Raw genomic sequence first — 17572 nt, forward strand, 5'->3', positions numbered from 1 at the left:
GTCAACGCGCAGGTGTGCCCTTCACCTCGACCACGTCGAGCCCCGGGATTCCGGCGAAGTCCGCGGGATTGCGCGTCACCAGGCCGAGGCCATGCTGGATGGCCTGGCTGGCCAGCCACAGGTCCTGCACTCGTGTGCGATGGGAGCGTGCGCCGGTCCGGGCGAGGATGCCTGCGATCTCGCCGAACACGTCCGCTGTGTCGGCGTCGATCGGCAGCAAGGGCTTGCGCTTCATCCGCCGGTAGGTCGCCAGTCGCTTCTGGCGCACGCCGGCATCGGCCGCCTTCTCGATGCCGAGGCGCAGCTCGGCGAGCGTGATCGGGGACAGGTAGACCGGCGCATCGCCGGTGAAGACCGCCACGTCCGCCGGGCCGAGCCGGCCCTGCTCTACGTCGATCCAGATGCAGGTGTCGATCAGGAAACCCACGGATCGCGCAGCTCGTCGTCGAGCGCCTCGCCACCACGGCGGGCGTCTTCCAGCCAGTCCTGCGCCGCCTCGGGCGCTAACGTGCGGTAGAGGTCGGCCAGTGCCTGCTGCGCATCCTGCCGACCGGGCGTCGGTGACACCTGGACCACGGGCTGCCCGCCCCGCTCCACGACGTACGACTCGCCCGACTCTCGCACCCGGTCGAGCACGGCGCGAAGGTTGCGCGCCAGTTCCGTAGCGGTGATCTTTCGCATGCCTGCAGCCTCGAATCAGATGGTATCTGATTTTACGTATCGGTGCGCACGGCTGCAACGGCCGCCGGTGAGCTACCAGGCGTAAGCGGCCGGGCGGATGGCCGAGGCGGCACTGGTCATTGATCCGGATCGTCAATCGGCTTCCAACATTGACCCGGTATTCGTACGCTAGAGGTGACGCTTGATACGCTTCTCGAGTTCGGCCAGGAGGTCCGGCTCGCCCTTCGCCTCCAGCAGCGGCACCAGCTCCTGCCGGATCAAGTCGAGGTCGAGCTTCTTCCCCTGCCTTTCCAGGATGCTGGTGACGTCGGCCCAATCCTTGTCGCGTGCCGCAAATACCTTCATGACCACGAGGTCTTCGGCGCCGCAAGTCCGCAGCGAATGGCCATTACCAAGAGACCAGGGAGTGGCTCGAGCAATCACCCTGGCCTCGAACGGCAAACTGGCCAATACGATGTCGATGCCGACGTTGTGCACAGAGCGTGCCAGGACAACGCGTGTTCTCGTTGCGAAGCCGATGGCATCGTCGATTCTTGCGGGCAGTTCGCCGAGCAAGGCCTCGGCGATCCGCCGCTCTTGTCCCGCCTCAATGAGCACCGAAATGTCGGCGTCGGCAGTAAAGCGAGGCTCTCCCCAGCGCTGCAGCGCGACCCCGCCAATCACGCAGAATGCCAATCCAAGCTTCTTGCATGCCTCCTGTGCAGTGACGGCAGCCAGCAGGACCGACCCGACGGTCATCGGTCCTGCTCGCGCATCCTGGCGAGAAGTCGCTGCTGCTCGACCAGGCCACTGCTGGAGCGCATAGGCACTTCTCCGATCGCAGCCAGCAATGCCGCGAAACGTCGAGCGGCCTCTTCCTCGGAAAGACTCCGGAGCTCTTGCAGGCGTTTCGAGTCCAGCTCCGGCCCAGCGCGGCGCCAGGCAGCAGCATAGCTCTCCGCCTCGGAACGCGTCGTTATGGCGGGTACCTTGGACATGAAATCAGTGTACCGCAGTCAGAGACCGGCGATGGCTTGCTCTGAAACATGGTCTTTGACGTGACACGATCGCATTCAGCAGGTCGTCTCTAATCCGTTCGTGCAACCGCAGCAGTTGGCTTACGTCTTTGTCACTCATGGTGGTCGCAGCGGTGTCCGCCCCGCCTCTGACGCATGCGCCTGAAGGTATAATCCAGGTCCCCGGCACGCGGGCCCGTAGCTCAATGGTTAGAGCAGGGGACTCATAATCCCTTGGTTCCAGGTTCGAGTCCTGGCGGGCCCACCATGAAAATCATGGGCTTAGGCGGGTTATGGCGGGAGGTGAAGGGATTGGAATCCCTTGGTGTGGGGCATAGGTGGGACGTCGGCCGGGCTGGCCCCTGGGCGGGTGGGACGCTGGGACGCTGGAATCCTGGGAGGGTGGGAAGGTGGGAAGGTGGGAGGCCGGGAGGTCCCCCGGGGGGCGGTTAGCCGTCGCCGTCCTCGACGCACGCTGAGAGTGAGCCTTCAGACAGCAATAGATGAGTCTCAGAAAATCCGACGAAGAACTCCGCCTAAACGTGTCTTCGCATCATCCACTGGTCACGATGAGCCGCATGAGATAGGTTACCGAGCGAATAGCTACCCTGTTTGAGCTCTGGTGACGTTGTGCGAATCTTTTCCAAACGACTCAGCGATGTAACGCCAGAAGATGTAGCTACGATAGTTGACACCAACTATCCGGAGGGCGAAACGGTTGAGTATAAAGAGACTCTTCCGGCACGACAGGGCCAGGATCCGTGGATTGGTGGCGGCAGCACGGTGAGCGACTACGCCCGCAACAAAATTCTCGCTGAAGCCGTCGCTTTCGCAAACGCCCAAGGCGGAACGATCATACTCGGCATTCGGGAATCCGAGGATCATCCGAGACGTGCCGTGGCGATCACTCCGATCCCAAGATGCGCAGAACTCGCGGAACGCATTCGGTTGCAGATCCGTGACTGCATTGAGCCGCAGCTTGGCGCAACACAGGTTAAGGAGGTGAGTCTCGATGCTCAAGGAAACGGAGTAGTAGTTATAGAAATAGAGAAATCCGTCGGCGCCCCTCATAGACTAGTTACTACAAAGGAATGTTACATCCGAAGGGCAGATCGCACTGAAAGAATGACTATGCGCGAAATCCAAGAATCAGTGCTTTTGGTTTCCGCTGCGACCGAGCGCTTTGAAGAAAGATTCAGACGGGTAAAGGAACGTTGCGCGGAGCATCTTAGTTCTTGGGACCAAGACCTCCGGCGTTCGTCTGATGATGCTGTTGTGCCCTCGGTTGGCCGACTAATAGCCGTAGCGGTGCCGGTCACATCGGGTCTTATTGTTCCAGACGTTCATACCTCCGACGGAATCGTACCGGCTCCGCGTGATGTTCGTCTTACGATCGGGCAAGGCCAATGCGATTGTCATATGTTTAAGCCATATGTTCGCCGACGCCCAATCGTCAGGGGATGCTCATGGATATCTGATTCCCAACCAATGAGAGCCGCCATCGAAGTCCACGACAATGGTGCCGTAGCCTGGATCGTGCAGTGGCAGAATCGTGGTCAAGATGAAGTACTGCTGTTCGGAGCTTGGACTGCAGCTTTCGCTGTTAATTTTTTGACGCAGGTACAGCGAGTGCGCGAAAGCATGGGCGCACCAGATGCCGAGTACGGAATGGACTATTCGCTGCTATTTTCTGAGCCACCGACCCTGATCCGATATGGCGGACGCTCGGTTTTCAATTCTGCTGGAGAGTTTGAGAATTCAGTACTTCATTTGCCGCGTTACAGTTGTCGGGATTCAGATCATTTCAATCAATTGCTGAAAGATATTTCTCGTGACGTCTTCGCATTTGCCGGGTGCGTATCCGGTGATGAAGCATTTCAGGTGGTGGACCCGCCATGGGTTTCTGATTGAGACAGTCGGTCTTTCCCTCCGCGCCGTTAAATTCCTCGCCGGGCGGAGCCCACCGTTCCCATTTTATTTGGGGGCCTCAGACGTCCTGGACTGCGGAGATTGGCGCCAGAGATCTTCGCCAATTCGTCGAGAGCCAAAAGCGAACTTGTCGCGCGTTCACTTGCCTAGGAAAATCTCAACCACGTACATGCGTAGTGGGTTCTCCCAGAATCCCAAGTCACCACGTTATCAGACTTGCCTAACCTGGCTCCTTTGTATAGCGGCGTCATTTGCGATACATCTGAATAATTACCGAATGTCACTACATATCCTCTACAAGGACAGATACGTTCGTTATATGAACGCAGTTTCTCGACATCATTCGTTATGTTCGGTCGCTGGCTCTTGATCCACTTAAGCTCAATCGCAATAGTGTCGGTAGTGGACTGCAGTACGAAATCGATACGTTTGTGGTCCCCGCGACGCCGAACGCCGTCGTACACTGGCACCTCTGCGCGCACGCTATAACCTTGCGCTGTAGCAATGCGATAGAACGGCTCGTAGAGCAAGTATTCGGTGTATACCGTGGACGCCGTACAAGGTGCTAGAAAAGAAATATAGCCGACGAGGCCTCTGCATATCGGATTGAGAACTGTTCCGGGCATACCGTACACTCACAGCTCATAGGGCAATCTCTCAATGCCCGTTTGGTTACAAAATTCTGCGCCGTAGCGCATCAATATAAGTACTGCTGAAACCCTTCAAAGACCTCTCGAATCTGCCCGACAGGCCCCAACTCCCGCACGGCGTCCACCAGGCTCTGATACTTGAGTTCGATCAGCTGCGGTAGCTTATCGGTGTCCAGTTCACTAACACCCTGCGCCACGTAATGGCCCAACACGAAGCTGAGGAACTCCTGTTGCCGGTAGTCACGCCCCTGGAAGATTCGATTCTTGTGCGCGTCTACTCTCTCCGCCCGCGTCACCGGCGCCATGTTGAAAGCGATGTAGGCCAGCACGTCATATAGGTCGCTGTTCTCCGCCTCGATCAACTTGCCCACCTCTTTCAGCTGCTCGATGCCGTAGCCCTTTTCTTCCAGCCCTTCCAGCAACTTCTTGCGGGTGTCGGGCCGGCCCCACAAGGCGCGTAATTCGTCCTCGTCCCTGAATAGTTCAGGCAGGTCACCAAACAGCCGCTGGATGAATTGGGCCGCCGAGATGGGTGTCCCGTCCGGGCTCCAGAAGCTCGACGCGCTCATGTGCTGGATGGTGCGTTCCTTGCCATCGGCCAGCTTGATCTTCACCTTGCGGCGCTTCTCACAGATGCAGGGCCACTCGCCACAGACTTCACACGGCTTTGGCGGCTCCTTCTCGCAGACACAAGGCAGCTGATCACATACGGAGCACGGCTGAGGATCTCCCTTGGGACAAGTGCAAGGCTGGTTGCCGCATGTCTCACAAGGCTCGGGCGGCAGGGGCTCGCCGTCCCATTCTTCGTCGTTGAAGTGCTCGTAGGCCTTCACGAAGTCGTAGATCGTGAAGTAGTCCTTGCCATCAAAGAGACGGGTACCCCGGCCGATGATCTGCTTGAACTCGATCATGGTTTTCACGGGACGCATCAGGACGATGTTCCGGACATTACGCGCGTCCACACCTGTGGACAGCTTCTGCGAGGTGGTGAGGATCGTCGGGATGGTCTTTTCGTTGTCCTGGAACTGCTTCAGGAAACGCTCGCCTTCCTTGCCATCGTTCGCGGTGACCCGCTCACAGTAATGCGGGTCGGTGCTGGTCTTGAGCTGATTGATGAGGTCACGGACTGCTAATGCGTGTTCCTGGGTGGCGCAGAACACGAGCGTCTTCTCGCGCTGGTCGATCTGCTCCATGAACAGCTTCACTCGGTAGTGCTCGCGCTCCTTGATCTCGATGACGCGATTGAAGTCATCTTCCGTGTAGCGCCGGCCCTCTTCGATCTCGCCCTCGATGATCTGGTCATCAGCCGTGTAGACGTAGTCATCCAGGGTCGTGGCGACTTGGCGGACCTTGAACGGTGTCAGGTAGCCGTCGTTGATGCCTTCCTTCAAGGAGTAGATGTAGACCGGCTCACCGAAGTAGCCGTAGGTGTCGGCATTGTGCTTCCGCTTGGGGGTGGCGGTCAGGCCCAGCTGAACGGCGGGCTGGAAGTACTCCATGATGCCACGCCAGTTGCTTTCATCGTTGGCTCCACCCCGGTGGCATTCATCAATGATGATGAAATCGAAGAAGTCCGGCGGATAGTCACCGAAGTTTGGCGCTGGGTTGCCCTCTGCGTCCCGTCCGGTCATGAAGGTCTGGAAGATCGTAAAGAAGATATTGCCGTTCTTTGGCACGCGTCCCTTCTTGCGGATGGTCTCCGGGTCGATCCGTACTAGGGCATCCTCGGGGAAGGCCGAGAAGTCATTGAAGGCCTGGTTGGCGAGGATATTCCGGTCAGCCAAGAACAGGATTCGAGGCTGACGTCCAGGCTGTCCCAATGCTCGTGCCGCCAGGCTCCAGCGGGAATGGAACAGCTTCCATGAGATCTGGAAAGCGATTGCCGTCTTGCCGGTGCCGGTGGCCAACGTCAGGAGGATGCGATCTCGCCCTGCGGCGATGGCCTCCAGGGCTTGATTGATGGCGTTGTGCTGGTAATAGCGCGCCTGCCAGAACCCGCCCTTGTCCTCGAAGGGAACGACGCCGAAGCGCTCGCGCCAGGTGTTGTGCTCGTCATCCCTCTCGCCGAAGGTCTCGGCCCACAGGACCTCAGGCGATGGATAAGCTTCGACGGGACCCTCTGAGCCGGTCTGCATATCCACCCGGTAGATGCCATCACCATTGGTGGCGTAGGCGAACCGGGCCTGCAGGCGCTCGGCATACCGCTTGGCCTGGGCCAGTCCTTCGGTCACGGGCAGGCTGCGCTTCTTGGCCTCGATCACGGCGAGCTTCTGGCCGCGATACATCAGCACGTAATCGGCGATGTCCTGCTTGGCTCGTTTGCCGGCGCCCTGCAGCCGGCCCAGAGTAATCAGCTCCTCGCGCCGTACCCGGCTGGCCTCCACTACGCCCCAACCCGCGCCCCTCAGGGCCGGATCGATGAGTTCAGCGCGGGTTTCGGCTTCGTTCATGCTAAGGCCGTCTCGATCTCTTGATGAGGTCTAGCGGTTAGCTCACCAGAAAAGGCCTTCGTTAGGATGGATTGCTTCAGTTCGTCGAGGGCATTCAGCTTTTGGTGTTGAACACTTTCAAACCTGCGGACCTCCGACAGCAAATCGTCGAGTTTTGTAACCAATTGTTCTTGAAACTCTATAGCCGGGACCGGCAGCTCTATGGTCTTAAGTCTTTCTAGAGCGAGCTTAGGCTGTGCCGCGACTCTTGTATTTTTTAGAGCCTGATCCGAGAAGGATGCTGTCTTGGTGAAAAAGTATACGAAACGGCTAAGAATGTCGGGCTCAAGAACGAGTTTGCAGGCGTTCTCGGTGAGATTCGCACCATCTAGTTCATCTGGAACTATGCCTGTCTTCCCGATTGTGCCGGCAATGCTGATGTAAACATCCGCGCTATTAATTGTGTACCGACGTATCTGTTTGTAGACGTCTTCGTCGATGTATTTGACGCCATCGGGGTCGATTCCACCTTCGTCAGTAAATGCGGAAACCGTAATGTAGGGGTAGTCTGTCGGCGCCGTCCTCAATCTATATCCTTTAGGCACGCGCTTGCCGCCTTTCACCGATGCGACCTGGCTTAGTGCCTTAATCTGGCATGTCTCGCACAGCCGGATGAAGGCCGCATTCAGATTGCTGTCAAACAACTCCCTGGCGCTGGCGAGATTCTTTCCGGCGTTGGCGACGACGGTGGCGATTCCCGCGAAGGCTTCGTCGAGGATGGCGACGATACGCTTTTGTTCGGAGAGCGTTGGGAGGGGAATCTGCACCTTGCCGAGATTCTTACGGCTGATGCGCTTGCGAGTCGCTCCAGTGCAGTACGTCTCGACCTCATTGAGGTATTCCACGGATTGCGAGAAGTAATTGAAGAATTCCGGAATCAGACTATCTTCGTCAAAGCGCATGATGGTGCAATCAACCGCCGTGATCATTTTGTCCTCAGATTCCGGGACAATGCACGACCTGCCGACGGGATCAGGCAGCCTCGACACCAAGCAATCGCCTGCCTTAACCTCCTGGCAATTGAGCCTTTTGAAGGTCGCCTCAGAAATGAATCTGGCCTTTCTTCTCCGGTCTTTGAACTCGCCTAGCCCTACGTTTCCCGTCTGAATAAGCCTTATACCGTTAGGTGACTGGTCTTTCGTTTCAATCCAGTCACCATCCGTAAACAAGCTACAGACCTTTGCCAAGGGAACCACCCTCCAATCCTCCCTCATAACATCCCCCGAATCCCTTCCAGGATCTCCTCGCTCTCCTTATCCAGCGTCTCGATCTCGTTGATGATCACCTCGGGATCACGCAGGGGCGCCGCCTCGGCCTTGTTGGGGTTCTTCACCGACAAATCGACGCTGTCCGGATCGATGTCCTTGACGTCCACCGTCCAGGAATTCTCCGAGTCCTCGAAGTTTGCCTGGCGGGCGACGAAGTCCTTCAGGTCGTTGTCATTGAGCGGATTGGTCTTGCCCAGGCTGCGGCCCGGATCCAGCTGGTAGTACCAGATCTTCCGGGTCGGGGCGCCCTTCTCGAAGAACAGCACGACGGTCTTCACGCCGGCACCCAGGAACGTACCGCCCGGACAGTCGAGGATGGTGTGCAGGTTGCAACTCTGCAGCAGATCCTTCCTCAGGGCACGGGCGGCATTGTCGCTGTTGGACAGAAACGTGTTCTTAATGACCACGGCGCCACGGCCGCCCGCCTTCAGGTACTTGATGAAGTGCTGCAGGAACAGGAAAGCCGTCTCGCCGGTCTTGATCGGGAAGTTCTGCTGGACTTCCTTGCGTTCCTTGCCGCCAAAGGGCGGATTGGCAAGGATCACGTCGAAGCGGTCCTTCTCCTGAATGTCGCTCAGGTTCTCGGTGAGGCTATTGGTGTGGACGACATTGGGTGCCTCGATGCCATGCAGAATCATATTCATGATCCCGATCACATACGGCAGGCTCTTCTTCTCCTTGGCGTAAAAGGTCCGGGTCTGGAGGATGTCCAGGTCGCTGGTGGACAGGTGGCTGCCATCTCCCTTCCCGTCTGGGCCATAGCGAAGATAGTCATGCGCCTCGCACAGGAAGCCTGCGGAACCGGCCGCGGCGTCGTAAATGCGCTCGCCGATGCGGGGGTTGGTCACCTGGATCATGGCGCGGATCAGTGGGCGCGGCGTGTAGTACTCACCGCCATTACGCCCGGCGTTGCCCATGTTGCGGATCTTCGCCTCGTACAGGTGCGAGAGCTCGTGCTTCTGCTTCTGCGACCGGAAGGTCAGACCATCGAGCAGCTCAAGCGCATCTCTCAGGCTGTAGCCACTTTGGAACTTGTTGCGGATCTCGCTGAAGATCTCGCCGATCTTGTATTCGATGGTATCCGGCCCGGTAGCTCGCTCCCGGAACCCCTGCAGGTAGGGGAACAGCTCACCATTGACGAAGGCAATCAGGTCGGCGCCGGTGAGTGCGGTGTCGTGGTCGAACTCGCCTGCCGCGTTCTTGGGTGCGGCCCAGGCGGACCAGCGATAAGGATCATCGATGATAAACCGGTAAGACTTGCCGACCAGCTCGGTCTCTTGGGCACGCTCGTACTCCAGGTCATCCAGGTACTTGAGGAACAGCATCCACGAAGTCTGCTCGGTGTAGTCCAGCTCGGAGGCACAGCCGTCCTCCTTCCAAAGGACGTCGTCGATGTTGCGGAAGGTTTGTTCGAACATGGTTATCCGTTACCCAGTTTCTACTAAATGGCTAGCAATCTAATTAACCCGTGGCTCACCAGCCGAGCCCGACAGCCCAAGTTCACGCCACAGCCGATTCGTAATCTCCCTCTGCTCAGCCGCGAGTTCCGCGATGCGGTGCTCAATGTCCGCCTGCCGGTCAAACGCTTCCACCAAGCGTTCCTGCTCCTCCATCGAAGGCACCCAGACGGGGATCGCGCGAAGGTCGGCCAGGGAAATATTGGGAATTGTGCCACCAGTAGACAGTGCTTCCAGGATCTTCTGGACTGCGGGGGATCGTAAATACATTGCCAAGAACCGAGGATTCTTGATGCCCGCACCACTACGAATTCTAAGAATAACTGACGCCTGGGATGGGAGCAGCGGCATAGCCTGATCGGGGGTCGGGTCTGCGATAGCAACCGTCCCGATAGTGCCCTTAGTGGAAAGAAGCACGTCGCCGCGCTGGAGCACCTGACTGGATTTGGCATCCAACAGTTCAGGGTCCACCCGACGCACGCGCTCTACTCTCGTCAGGAACCCGAACTCTGGCATCTCACCCGGCGTTGCTTCTTGAATCGCCACACCTGCCTCGCCTTCATTGGCGGGAAGGAATTGGGGTTTCACGATAACCACTAAATCGCCGAGCGGAGTGACTCTGCCCTCGAGATGCTGAAGCAAATCGTCGGGCGGAGAGAGATACCGGTCTGGGGTAAGCAGGCAATCCTGCTCTTGAACCCGGTCCAACTCAACGGTAACGGCGGTTACTCCGTCCGGCCGCTCGATCAACTGCAGCAGGTGGTCAGCGCCGACGAAGCGTTGATCGTGTACCCGGAGTTTGCCTCGCCCGGATAGATGCTCCTTTTCGTCAACTTTACAAAAGACTGCGGTGGACGCAGGCGCTTTAGGCGTAAGCAGGAGCACACTAAAAGAGATGCTGGTGCCGCTAAGCAGACCACCTGGGAAAGCGATCACGCTTGCAACCAATCCCTTTTCGACGAGATATCGTCTTAGAGCCTGGTCTGGACCCGATGTGAAAAGGAAGCCATTTGGGACCAATACCGCAACTCGCTCCGCACCCTGCCGTAGAGCAAGCTCAATTCCGAGGGCTTCCAACGTGCGTACTCCAAATTGACTGAAATAAAGACCTGATTTGTCCCCCAGTTTGCCGAATCTCGGACAGATTGTGGCTATTCGCTCAGCGGATGCCCCGTCCTTAGCGAGTGCTTCGGGGCGATAAGGGTCTTCGATAACAACATCGAGCTCTGCACCTGTAACCGCAGCATAGATGCATGCGGGGACTGGCGGGTTCGAAGTCACGATTCGAGGGCGCGCACCACGCTGCATCGCAGCGACGGCAAGCGCATTAGGCATGGGCCCTGGACAGAAGAGCCCTTCACCCTTCTTTGGCGCAACCAACCGAACCATAAACTCTGCGATCTCTTGGGGGATATCGCGTTGGGCTCTCAGGAACTCATTGAGGCAGGCGCTAGCAATCGTGCGCGCCAATTCTTCCCTTTGACGGGCATCAAAAAGGATAAGGCCCCAAAGGAAATCGTTGAGCTTCGAGAGGGTGCTCTTGGACAAGTGCTGATGGACATCCTTAGGGTCGGTCGCAAAGGCGTAGCGGGCATCGCCAAGAGCATCGCAGGCCATCAATTCCTGCCAAGCTCGATCGATTTGGTCACCGGTTACTTCGCCCCCGGCCTTCGGCGCGTGCAGGTGCTCGGGAAAATCCGTGAAAGTTACTGGCAGCAGATGCCACGCTACGTACTGTCCCAGAAATCTCGCCAAACGTCCCTCATCGACGGGTGTGCCCCGGCATGCGTCCAGCGTCTGCCTCCAAACCGATTGGACCAGATCGGAATTAGTCATGACGGCGCCTCTTGTTAACGTTATAGGTTGTGATGACCGTATCGCCTTTTGTAACGACGCCTATGCCGCCCTTGTCGAGAACCTTCAATAGGCCGGCCCTGAAGCGATCGACATCGGCTAGCAGCCCCATGATCTCCCTACGTCCCATGACGGCATGATCACCGTCAATTTTTCCGCGATCCTGGGCAAGCTCGACCATCCAGTCCTGAATGCCTCTCTGTCCCTTTCGCTTCCGAGCATGCTTGCTGTATTTCATGGTGGTCTTTTCCCGCCTGGCTGCTGTTCGACTGTGGGCAAAGACTAGGGCCAGTAATATCTATTGTCAAGCGGTAATAGCTAGATTTTTTCTTTTTAGTCGAGATAAATTTGGCTGCTGAAAGCGATCTTCTTATAACTCTATGAAACAGTTGGGATTTTCTTTAGATCCCGTGGGAGCATGGAGAGGACCCCTCTAGTGGGAGCAGGACGGCCGCATCGCAAAGCCGCCTCTACTTCAGGGGTGCAGTCTCATCCTTTCGTATGGGCGATATGAATCAAGGTATGCCGTGTTCATGCGCAATTCGCCCAATTATTGCCCAAGGCATTGGGGACCCCGCCAAGGCGGTAGTCTCCGTTGCCCATGTCCTCCGATCCCCTCCTCGCCGCCCTCGACTTCGCCCTGGACTGCCCTCAGGCGCGGCACCTCTCCCGGGCCGACCGCTTGACCCTCGCGCTGTGGCGGCTGATCGAGGGCGCTGCGGATGAATTCGAGATGCCATTCTAGCGAGCGGCTGACGAGGTGGCGATGCTGTGTGAGCTCGCGAGGGAGATGATGGGAGACCCTGTGCGCGACTCCCATCGAGAGCGGATTCGCGGGCAGTAAGGGTTTTCCGTGGGATGAATCTCCTGTGTGATCTAGGTCACAGCTCGCTACGTGCCACTGGGTTTTCCTTCATAACGTTAAGGATTGCCCTGTATCGAAGGCACGTCGCGGTAGGGATAGGCGTAACCGAATGTGCAACGCATGGAACCATTCAGCTAGCTGCACCTGCGGCTGGGGCGGCGACGGGCATCTCGGCCGACGAGGGCCAGGTCACTCGGTCACGGCGCAGCCCACGAGGTCGATCGCCCAATCCAGACCCAATAGCTGGATCTTCTCCTATGTGAATCCCCATGCGCGTTGCCCCGTCTGTGGCGCGCCGGTGTTCTACTACGTGTCGCCGGAAGGAGGCAGAGTGTTCTTCGATGAGCTCGGCCCGCCATGGCCGAAGCACGCTTGCACGGACAACCGCCGATCGAGTTCGCCGCGCTTCTCGTCGCAGGTCCGGCCGAATCATTGGGAATGGGATTGGCAGGTGGCTGGATGGTCACCGATGCTAGTAAATAACGTACTCGAGATCGCCGCCGACTTGATTCTGTTGTCGGGGACCTGGCAGGGGTCGTCCCTAGACATCTACATCCCGAATGCGATTATTCCGCGCGGCACTAAAGCCAAGGCACGTCTTTTCTATTCCATGTTTCAGATTAGAGAGCACCGCTCGGCAAAAGGGCGATTCGACGTTTCTATATATCCTCGGCCTGGAGGTTCGAGGAACATCGTTGGATACCTATCCCAAATTGATGCCCGCAGGGACATGCGGAGCCAAGGTATCGGATCAGGGCGCCGCCGTCGCTGACCTACGATAAAGTGCGGCTTGGCGTGGCTATGAGGTGCTACCGTTCACGAAGCGCCAGCACCATGTCATGGAAGCTACTAGAAGAAACGACGTCGGCGCCCGTTTCCATGGCGCGTGTCGCGAGGTCAAGATCACTCGTAATGACAATGTATCTAGTCTGCGACCGTCGCTGTTTGTGTTCCTCAAGCGCCTCCAGCATTGCGTTGTCCGCCCGATTTCGACCTTTCCCGCCCGAGTAAATCACTCTCATTGTGGGCGACAGGACTTCCGTTGACTGGTGAGGCCCATCGAAATACAAAAGCACTTCTGCCCGAGTAGAGGCGAAATACCGCCGCACGATCTCGGTCAGTTTTTCCCTGGCTTCTCCGGCTCTCTCTCCATCTACGACATTGCCTATCAAATCGCCGACCTTACGGATCAAATTATGTCCGTCAACGAGAATCAACCAGGGGCATTTGGTCTTCTCTAGCCTGTAAAGGAGCGTTTTCTTGACCGGTTGGTCTAGACCCTTATCGGACGGTGGCACGCCATATGCATCGATCAGGGTGTCGACTTTCCTATTGAGTGCCCTTAGAACCGATGCCTTATCACCCGATGACAGTAGCTGCAGATGGCCCGCCTGCTCAATGAATGAGCGAACCGGGCTCAACGCATCCAGTGATACTGCACCATTTATTCTGAGAGATAGCTCTCGCACCAGGGGGTTTGCGTTCCGAGAGTTCCACCCAATCAAGTCCTGTAGCTTTTCCGTCTCATCACGCAATTGAGCGATCGTCGGACCAAGTTGTGGCAACGGCCTTAATGCGGTGGCTTGTGCGTGCTCTAGCTCCTGGATCAAATCGAGCCGCTGCGCGATCTGGTCTCGTATCTCCTCAACGTTCCCATAATTGCGATCGTCGCTTTTCTGGCGCGCCAAGAGATCCCTTGCAAATCCGACCAAATCTCGCGCTTGTGTCTCATGCTTTGCGGTCTCAATTTCACGAGCGTGCGACAGCCATTCTCTGGTTTCACTGGCTAGCGCCTCGGCAATAGCCAGGTTCTTCTCTTTTTCTAACTTCGCCTCCATAGCCTCGAGACGCTGAGTTAACTCGTCCTTTTCAGCATCCAGCTGCTTGCTTCTTTCTCTAACCGCCTCCGCTGTCTGCCGGTGGTGGATAGTGTCCGCCTCTTGCTTATCTATCCGTCCCTGGAGCTTCTCGACCAGTTTCTGAAGCTTGCGCTTCTGAGCTTCGAGGGTCTTTACTTCAGCGATCATCTTCTGATGCTGTCTTGATGGGCCTTCCTCGTCGGACTGTTTAGTCGGCCCCACGGGCTTGCTTATTGCAACCTCGGGTTCTGGCCGCATCTGGAAGCCAGACCACATAACGGAGAGTTCCTTTGCAGCTAACTCCCTCAATTCCTCTGAGAACGGAGCGGCCAACCAATCATCGTTCGTGCTGTAAGCGAGCTCATGGATCGCCTCGCGCTCATCAAGCCAGCATGCAGCCAAGAACTGTCCCCGTCCGAACCAATTTCCCAGGAGGTCGAAATTCTGGCTGATGAATCCGGTCGACAAGATCGGCACACCGCGAACTTCCGGGGTGCGGGCCAACTTCAATATGAGTCTGATTGAATCATCGACCCCGTTGGAACTACGGATCAGGGACTGCAAGTTCCGTTTGAAGACTGGAAGGTTCTTAGGGATTGGGCGGTGTCCCTTTATACATTCGTATGGAACCACCCTCAGCAGAACATTCTGGTCGATTTGATCGACCAGATCACACAGCGCGCTTATGACGCCTTCCGGGGCAATTCTTGGGTCTGAATCCATGACAAGGTGCTAGTAGCTCAAGTGAAGAAGGCGGACTAGACGTAATCAGGCAAATTCTCTGATTTCCGTGGGAGCAATAACCGGAATCAACTGGGCTGACATCCGGAATATACGAAACTCTCCACCCGAATAGTCCTTGAGCGAAGCCGTTCTGTGAACTACGACAAGTTTGCGGTAATTCTGCAGACCCTGGTCTTCACCATTCGCACCCACAGGCCTTGCAGCACCGGTAACCCGGCCCATTACCGTCCTCATCGTGCATGATGATGCACCCGCCCAGCTTGGCCCTTCCCATGGACGCCGCGAGCATGGCCGTATTCGTGGGATACCCTCGAATGATAGGGATGGTGTCCTCGCTGCCGCACTTCGGGCATGGTCCCTGGGACTTGAAGTCTTCCAGCGGGAAATCATCGGGGATCGGCTTGCCCGGATCGCCCACCAGGTAGGCCGCGTGCTTGCGGCACTCGGGACAATCCCCGACCCGATACAACCTCCGCGGCGTAAACCCCCGGACATCCTCGAGCTCCAGGATCTCAGAGCCATATAGAGGCGACGTACCTATCCAGGAGCACGAATGGCAGCGCCACTTGCCGTGGTCTCGTTCGAGCTCTCCTGCGAGCTCCGCCTCAAGTTCCTTCATGCCGGCGACTGCCTGGCGGACGACCTTGCGTGCGCGCCTACCCCTCAACCACGATCGAATCTTGGACATCATTCGGTTGGCCCTCCCTGACCAATCGAGGTTACCGGAGTATTGGCTCATGAGGTGAGCCCGCCTTCTACGTACACCCAATCAACCCGCCCCCGAGCGGGTTTTCTTTTGCCCGCAACAAGGAGAACCCCATGAAAATCTTCTCTTCCCTCGCCTCCCTGGACGCCATCCGGGGATCCCTGCTGAGTCCCGCCCTGAAGGGAATCGTCGTCCGCATGCTGGGGCACTTCGAGTACGACCCCCAGGAGGACGGCTATGTCGTGTTGATCGAGGAAGGCGATCTCTACCGTGACTTGGCGGATCTATGCCTCCCCTATCGATTGTGCGAGGTGCCCTTCGAGGCCGTGCACATGACCGAGGGTCATTACTGCGCCATCTACCTCGCCAACAACCAGTTCGCGATCACGTTCCTGATCCCCGATGCGGACTGGGTCCAGGGCGAGCTCAGGAAGCATCTGGAGAGCCTCGTGGACTGAATCATCTGCGGGATTTTCGCCATCTTATATGAAGGGCCTTCACGCCCACAGACGCCAGCGATCGAGCTGGATACATGCCGACCCAAGCGTCGGTTTTTTTATGCCCGGAGGAAAAGCAATGTGATCATCTTCAAATCCCAAGCAGACCTCGGGCAGTTGCCTCAGGGTCACCCCGCCTATCCCGTCATCAAGGAGCTCATCGCGCTGCTGATCGATGACTTCCCCGTTCAGCCCTATAACGCCGACGACTACGGCTACCTCGTACTGGTGGAGCCCGGGGACACCGACCGCGAGCTGCTGGAGCTCGACATGCCGTGGACGCTCAGCGAAATTCCCTGGGAAGGCGCCTCGCTACGCCAGGGCTACATCTACGCCGTCTATCTAGGCACCGACGACTACGGCATGGGGTTCGTGATCCCGGATGCGCCGTGGGTCAACGGCGAGCTCAGGACGGTCCTCGAAGAAATACTCGATTAGGAGAACATCATGGCTAAATCAAAAGATCCGCTTGAAGGCATCGTGAAAGTCGCCCATTCGGCCACGTGCCAGTCGCTGTCGGGCAAGTCCAATATCACCTACCAGATCGGCGTGCATCCCGAGGGCGCCATGTACCTGCGTATCTACGGGAACACCGGGGGCGGTTTCTTCAGCCCGGAGTGGGTCGCACTGGCAGAGGTGCAGCAATTCATCGCCGCGGCACCGAAGGACAAGCCGCTGTCGTCGTGGTCGCTGCACCAATTGTTCCGGGGCAAATCGGTCAACACGCCGGCGTTCCTCATGGCCGCGCTGGTGCATGAAAAGTGGTTGCGCATATTGAAAGGTAAGAAGCGCGGACTGGAGGTCCTGGATGAAGCACCGTTTATGGCGAAGCTGGAGACGCTCACTGCTGGAAAGACATCGGCCACGAAACCCGCAGCAAAACCCGCAGCTGCGAAACCGCAGAAGCCGTCGACGGCATCAGCAAAACCGCAGAAGCCGGCACCGGCATCAGCCAAGAAAACGCCCGTGAAGAAGCCCACCGCCAATAAGCCAACGAAGCGTGCAGCGGTGTAAGTGGTACACCCAGTCCCTTGGTTTCCACTCGTAACTCACAGAAAAACAACAAGAAAAAATCTCAGGTGTAGGGCCGTCCGACCTTATACCGACCTTCCTCTTTTCCGTTTCTCTTCAAGCACTTAACCGAAAACGAGGCAATACATGCTGTTTCTCTCTCTTGCCGGCATCACGGCTGTGTGCCTGGTGTTCGCCGAGTTGCGCCTGCTCGCCGTCGTCGGGCTGGCCGCGCTCTTGTTCCTTAACCCCCTGCTGACTCTAGCGCTGTTCGTGGCAGCGGCGGTGGCGGCGTTCTTTCTCATTCACCCCTAAAGGAAATCAACCATGGATTACGAAGACTACATTTCCGAAGCGCTCGACCTGGTCTTGGCCTGGGACCTGCCAGAAGACACGCTAGCCCAAGCCGTGAACGAGCAAGCCAAGCTCATGGCCGGCATGTATCCCGATGACCGCGGCGTGTTCATCGCCCAGGAAATCTGACGGCATACCGTTCCGCCTTCCAGTCCTCCCCTCCTCTCTCCCCCGAAGCACACCACCGTATGTATCTGCCCATCAGCAGAGGGA

At 57.5% G+C, this 17572-nt stretch carries 17 protein-coding genes and 1 tRNA gene; 7 read left to right on the forward strand and 11 right to left on the reverse strand.

The window, feature by feature from the left end; translation table 11 throughout:
- Position 1 precedes the first annotated feature (1 nt).
- The 4 genes from G6032_RS07130 to G6032_RS07145 all read right to left on the reverse strand — a co-directional run bounded on the left by G6032_RS07130 (position 2) and on the right by G6032_RS07145 (position 1658).
- Positions 2-427, reverse strand: coding sequence for a type II toxin-antitoxin system VapC family toxin (locus G6032_RS07130; RefSeq protein ID WP_206211857.1), 426 nt, complete (start codon positions 425-427; stop codon positions 2-4).
- Positions 415-681 carry a type II toxin-antitoxin system Phd/YefM family antitoxin gene (locus tag G6032_RS07135; protein ID WP_165281447.1) on the reverse strand — a complete coding sequence of 89 codons (267 nt, stop codon included), beginning with the start codon at positions 679-681 and terminating at the stop codon, positions 415-417. Before G6032_RS07135 ends, G6032_RS07130 begins: the two co-directional genes overlap by 13 nt.
- Before the next feature lie 168 nt (positions 682-849).
- Positions 850-1419, reverse strand: coding sequence for a nucleotidyl transferase AbiEii/AbiGii toxin family protein (locus G6032_RS07140; protein WP_165281448.1), 570 nt, complete (start codon positions 1417-1419; stop codon positions 850-852).
- The gene (locus tag G6032_RS07145) at positions 1416-1658 is read right to left on the reverse strand and encodes a hypothetical protein (RefSeq protein WP_165281449.1); all 243 of its coding nucleotides are present in this window, start codon (positions 1656-1658) and stop codon (positions 1416-1418) included. The genes G6032_RS07140 and G6032_RS07145 overlap by 4 nt, the downstream gene beginning before the upstream one ends.
- A 210-nt stretch (positions 1659-1868) precedes the next feature.
- Between G6032_RS07145 and G6032_RS07150 the strand changes: the two genes are divergently transcribed.
- Positions 1869-1944: transfer RNA gene (locus tag G6032_RS07150), tRNA-Ile, on the forward strand.
- Positions 1945-2306: 362 nt separating this feature from the next.
- Positions 2307-3587 carry an ATP-binding protein gene (locus tag G6032_RS07155; protein WP_165281450.1) on the forward strand — a complete coding sequence of 427 codons (1281 nt, stop codon included), beginning with the start codon at positions 2307-2309 and terminating at the stop codon, positions 3585-3587.
- A gap of 715 nt (positions 3588-4302) precedes the next feature.
- Here G6032_RS07155 and G6032_RS07160 read toward each other — a convergent pair.
- From G6032_RS07160 to G6032_RS07190, 7 genes are all read right to left on the reverse strand, one after another.
- Entirely contained in the window at positions 4303-6705 is a 2403-nt protein-coding gene (locus G6032_RS07160) for a DEAD/DEAH box helicase family protein (RefSeq protein ID WP_165281451.1), read from the reverse strand.
- Positions 6702-7958 carry a restriction endonuclease subunit S gene (locus G6032_RS07165; protein ID WP_165281452.1) on the reverse strand — a complete coding sequence of 419 codons (1257 nt, stop codon included), beginning with the start codon at positions 7956-7958 and terminating at the stop codon, positions 6702-6704. The genes G6032_RS07160 and G6032_RS07165 overlap by 4 nt, the downstream gene beginning before the upstream one ends.
- Positions 7955-9430, reverse strand: coding sequence for an N-6 DNA methylase (locus G6032_RS07170; RefSeq protein WP_165281453.1), 1476 nt, complete (start codon positions 9428-9430; stop codon positions 7955-7957). The genes G6032_RS07165 and G6032_RS07170 overlap by 4 nt, the downstream gene beginning before the upstream one ends.
- A gap of 39 nt (positions 9431-9469) precedes the next feature.
- The gene (locus G6032_RS07175; protein WP_165281454.1) at positions 9470-11305 is read right to left on the reverse strand and encodes an N-6 DNA methylase; all 1836 of its coding nucleotides are present in this window, start codon (positions 11303-11305) and stop codon (positions 9470-9472) included.
- On the reverse strand, positions 11298-11561 hold the full coding sequence (locus G6032_RS07180; protein WP_165281455.1) for a hypothetical protein: 264 nt from the start codon (positions 11559-11561) through the stop codon (positions 11298-11300). The genes G6032_RS07175 and G6032_RS07180 overlap by 8 nt, the downstream gene beginning before the upstream one ends.
- 1436 nt (positions 11562-12997) lie before the next feature.
- Positions 12998-14770, reverse strand: coding sequence for an NYN domain-containing protein (locus tag G6032_RS07185; RefSeq protein ID WP_165281456.1), 1773 nt, complete (start codon positions 14768-14770; stop codon positions 12998-13000).
- Between the two features lie 196 nt (positions 14771-14966).
- The gene (locus G6032_RS07190; RefSeq protein ID WP_165281457.1) at positions 14967-15410 is read right to left on the reverse strand and encodes a hypothetical protein; all 444 of its coding nucleotides are present in this window, start codon (positions 15408-15410) and stop codon (positions 14967-14969) included.
- 200 nt (positions 15411-15610) lie between these two features.
- Between G6032_RS07190 and G6032_RS07195 the strand changes: the two genes are divergently transcribed.
- From G6032_RS07195 to G6032_RS07215, 5 genes are all read left to right on the forward strand, one after another.
- Positions 15611-15955 (forward strand): hypothetical protein, encoded by a 345-nt coding sequence (locus tag G6032_RS07195; RefSeq protein WP_165281458.1) that lies wholly within the window; start codon positions 15611-15613, stop codon positions 15953-15955.
- Positions 15956-16075: 120 nt separating this feature from the next.
- On the forward strand, positions 16076-16432 hold the full coding sequence (locus tag G6032_RS07200) for a hypothetical protein (protein ID WP_165281459.1): 357 nt from the start codon (positions 16076-16078) through the stop codon (positions 16430-16432).
- 9 nt (positions 16433-16441) lie between these two features.
- Positions 16442-17008, forward strand: a complete 567-nt coding sequence (locus G6032_RS15475) for a hypothetical protein (protein ID WP_206211875.1) — start codon at positions 16442-16444, stop codon at positions 17006-17008.
- Positions 17009-17152: 144 nt separating this feature from the next.
- Positions 17153-17320, forward strand: coding sequence for a hypothetical protein (locus G6032_RS07210; protein WP_165281460.1), 168 nt, complete (start codon positions 17153-17155; stop codon positions 17318-17320).
- Positions 17321-17332: 12 nt separating this feature from the next.
- Complete coding sequence (locus tag G6032_RS07215) at positions 17333-17488, forward strand: hypothetical protein (RefSeq protein WP_165281461.1); 156 nt, start codon at positions 17333-17335, stop codon at positions 17486-17488.
- The last annotated feature ends 84 nt before the right edge of the window (positions 17489-17572 follow it).

Origin of the sequence: Wenzhouxiangella sp. XN24 (genome assembly GCF_011064545.1) — a bacterium.
Taxonomy (GTDB): domain Bacteria; phylum Pseudomonadota; class Gammaproteobacteria; order Steroidobacterales; family XN24; genus XN24.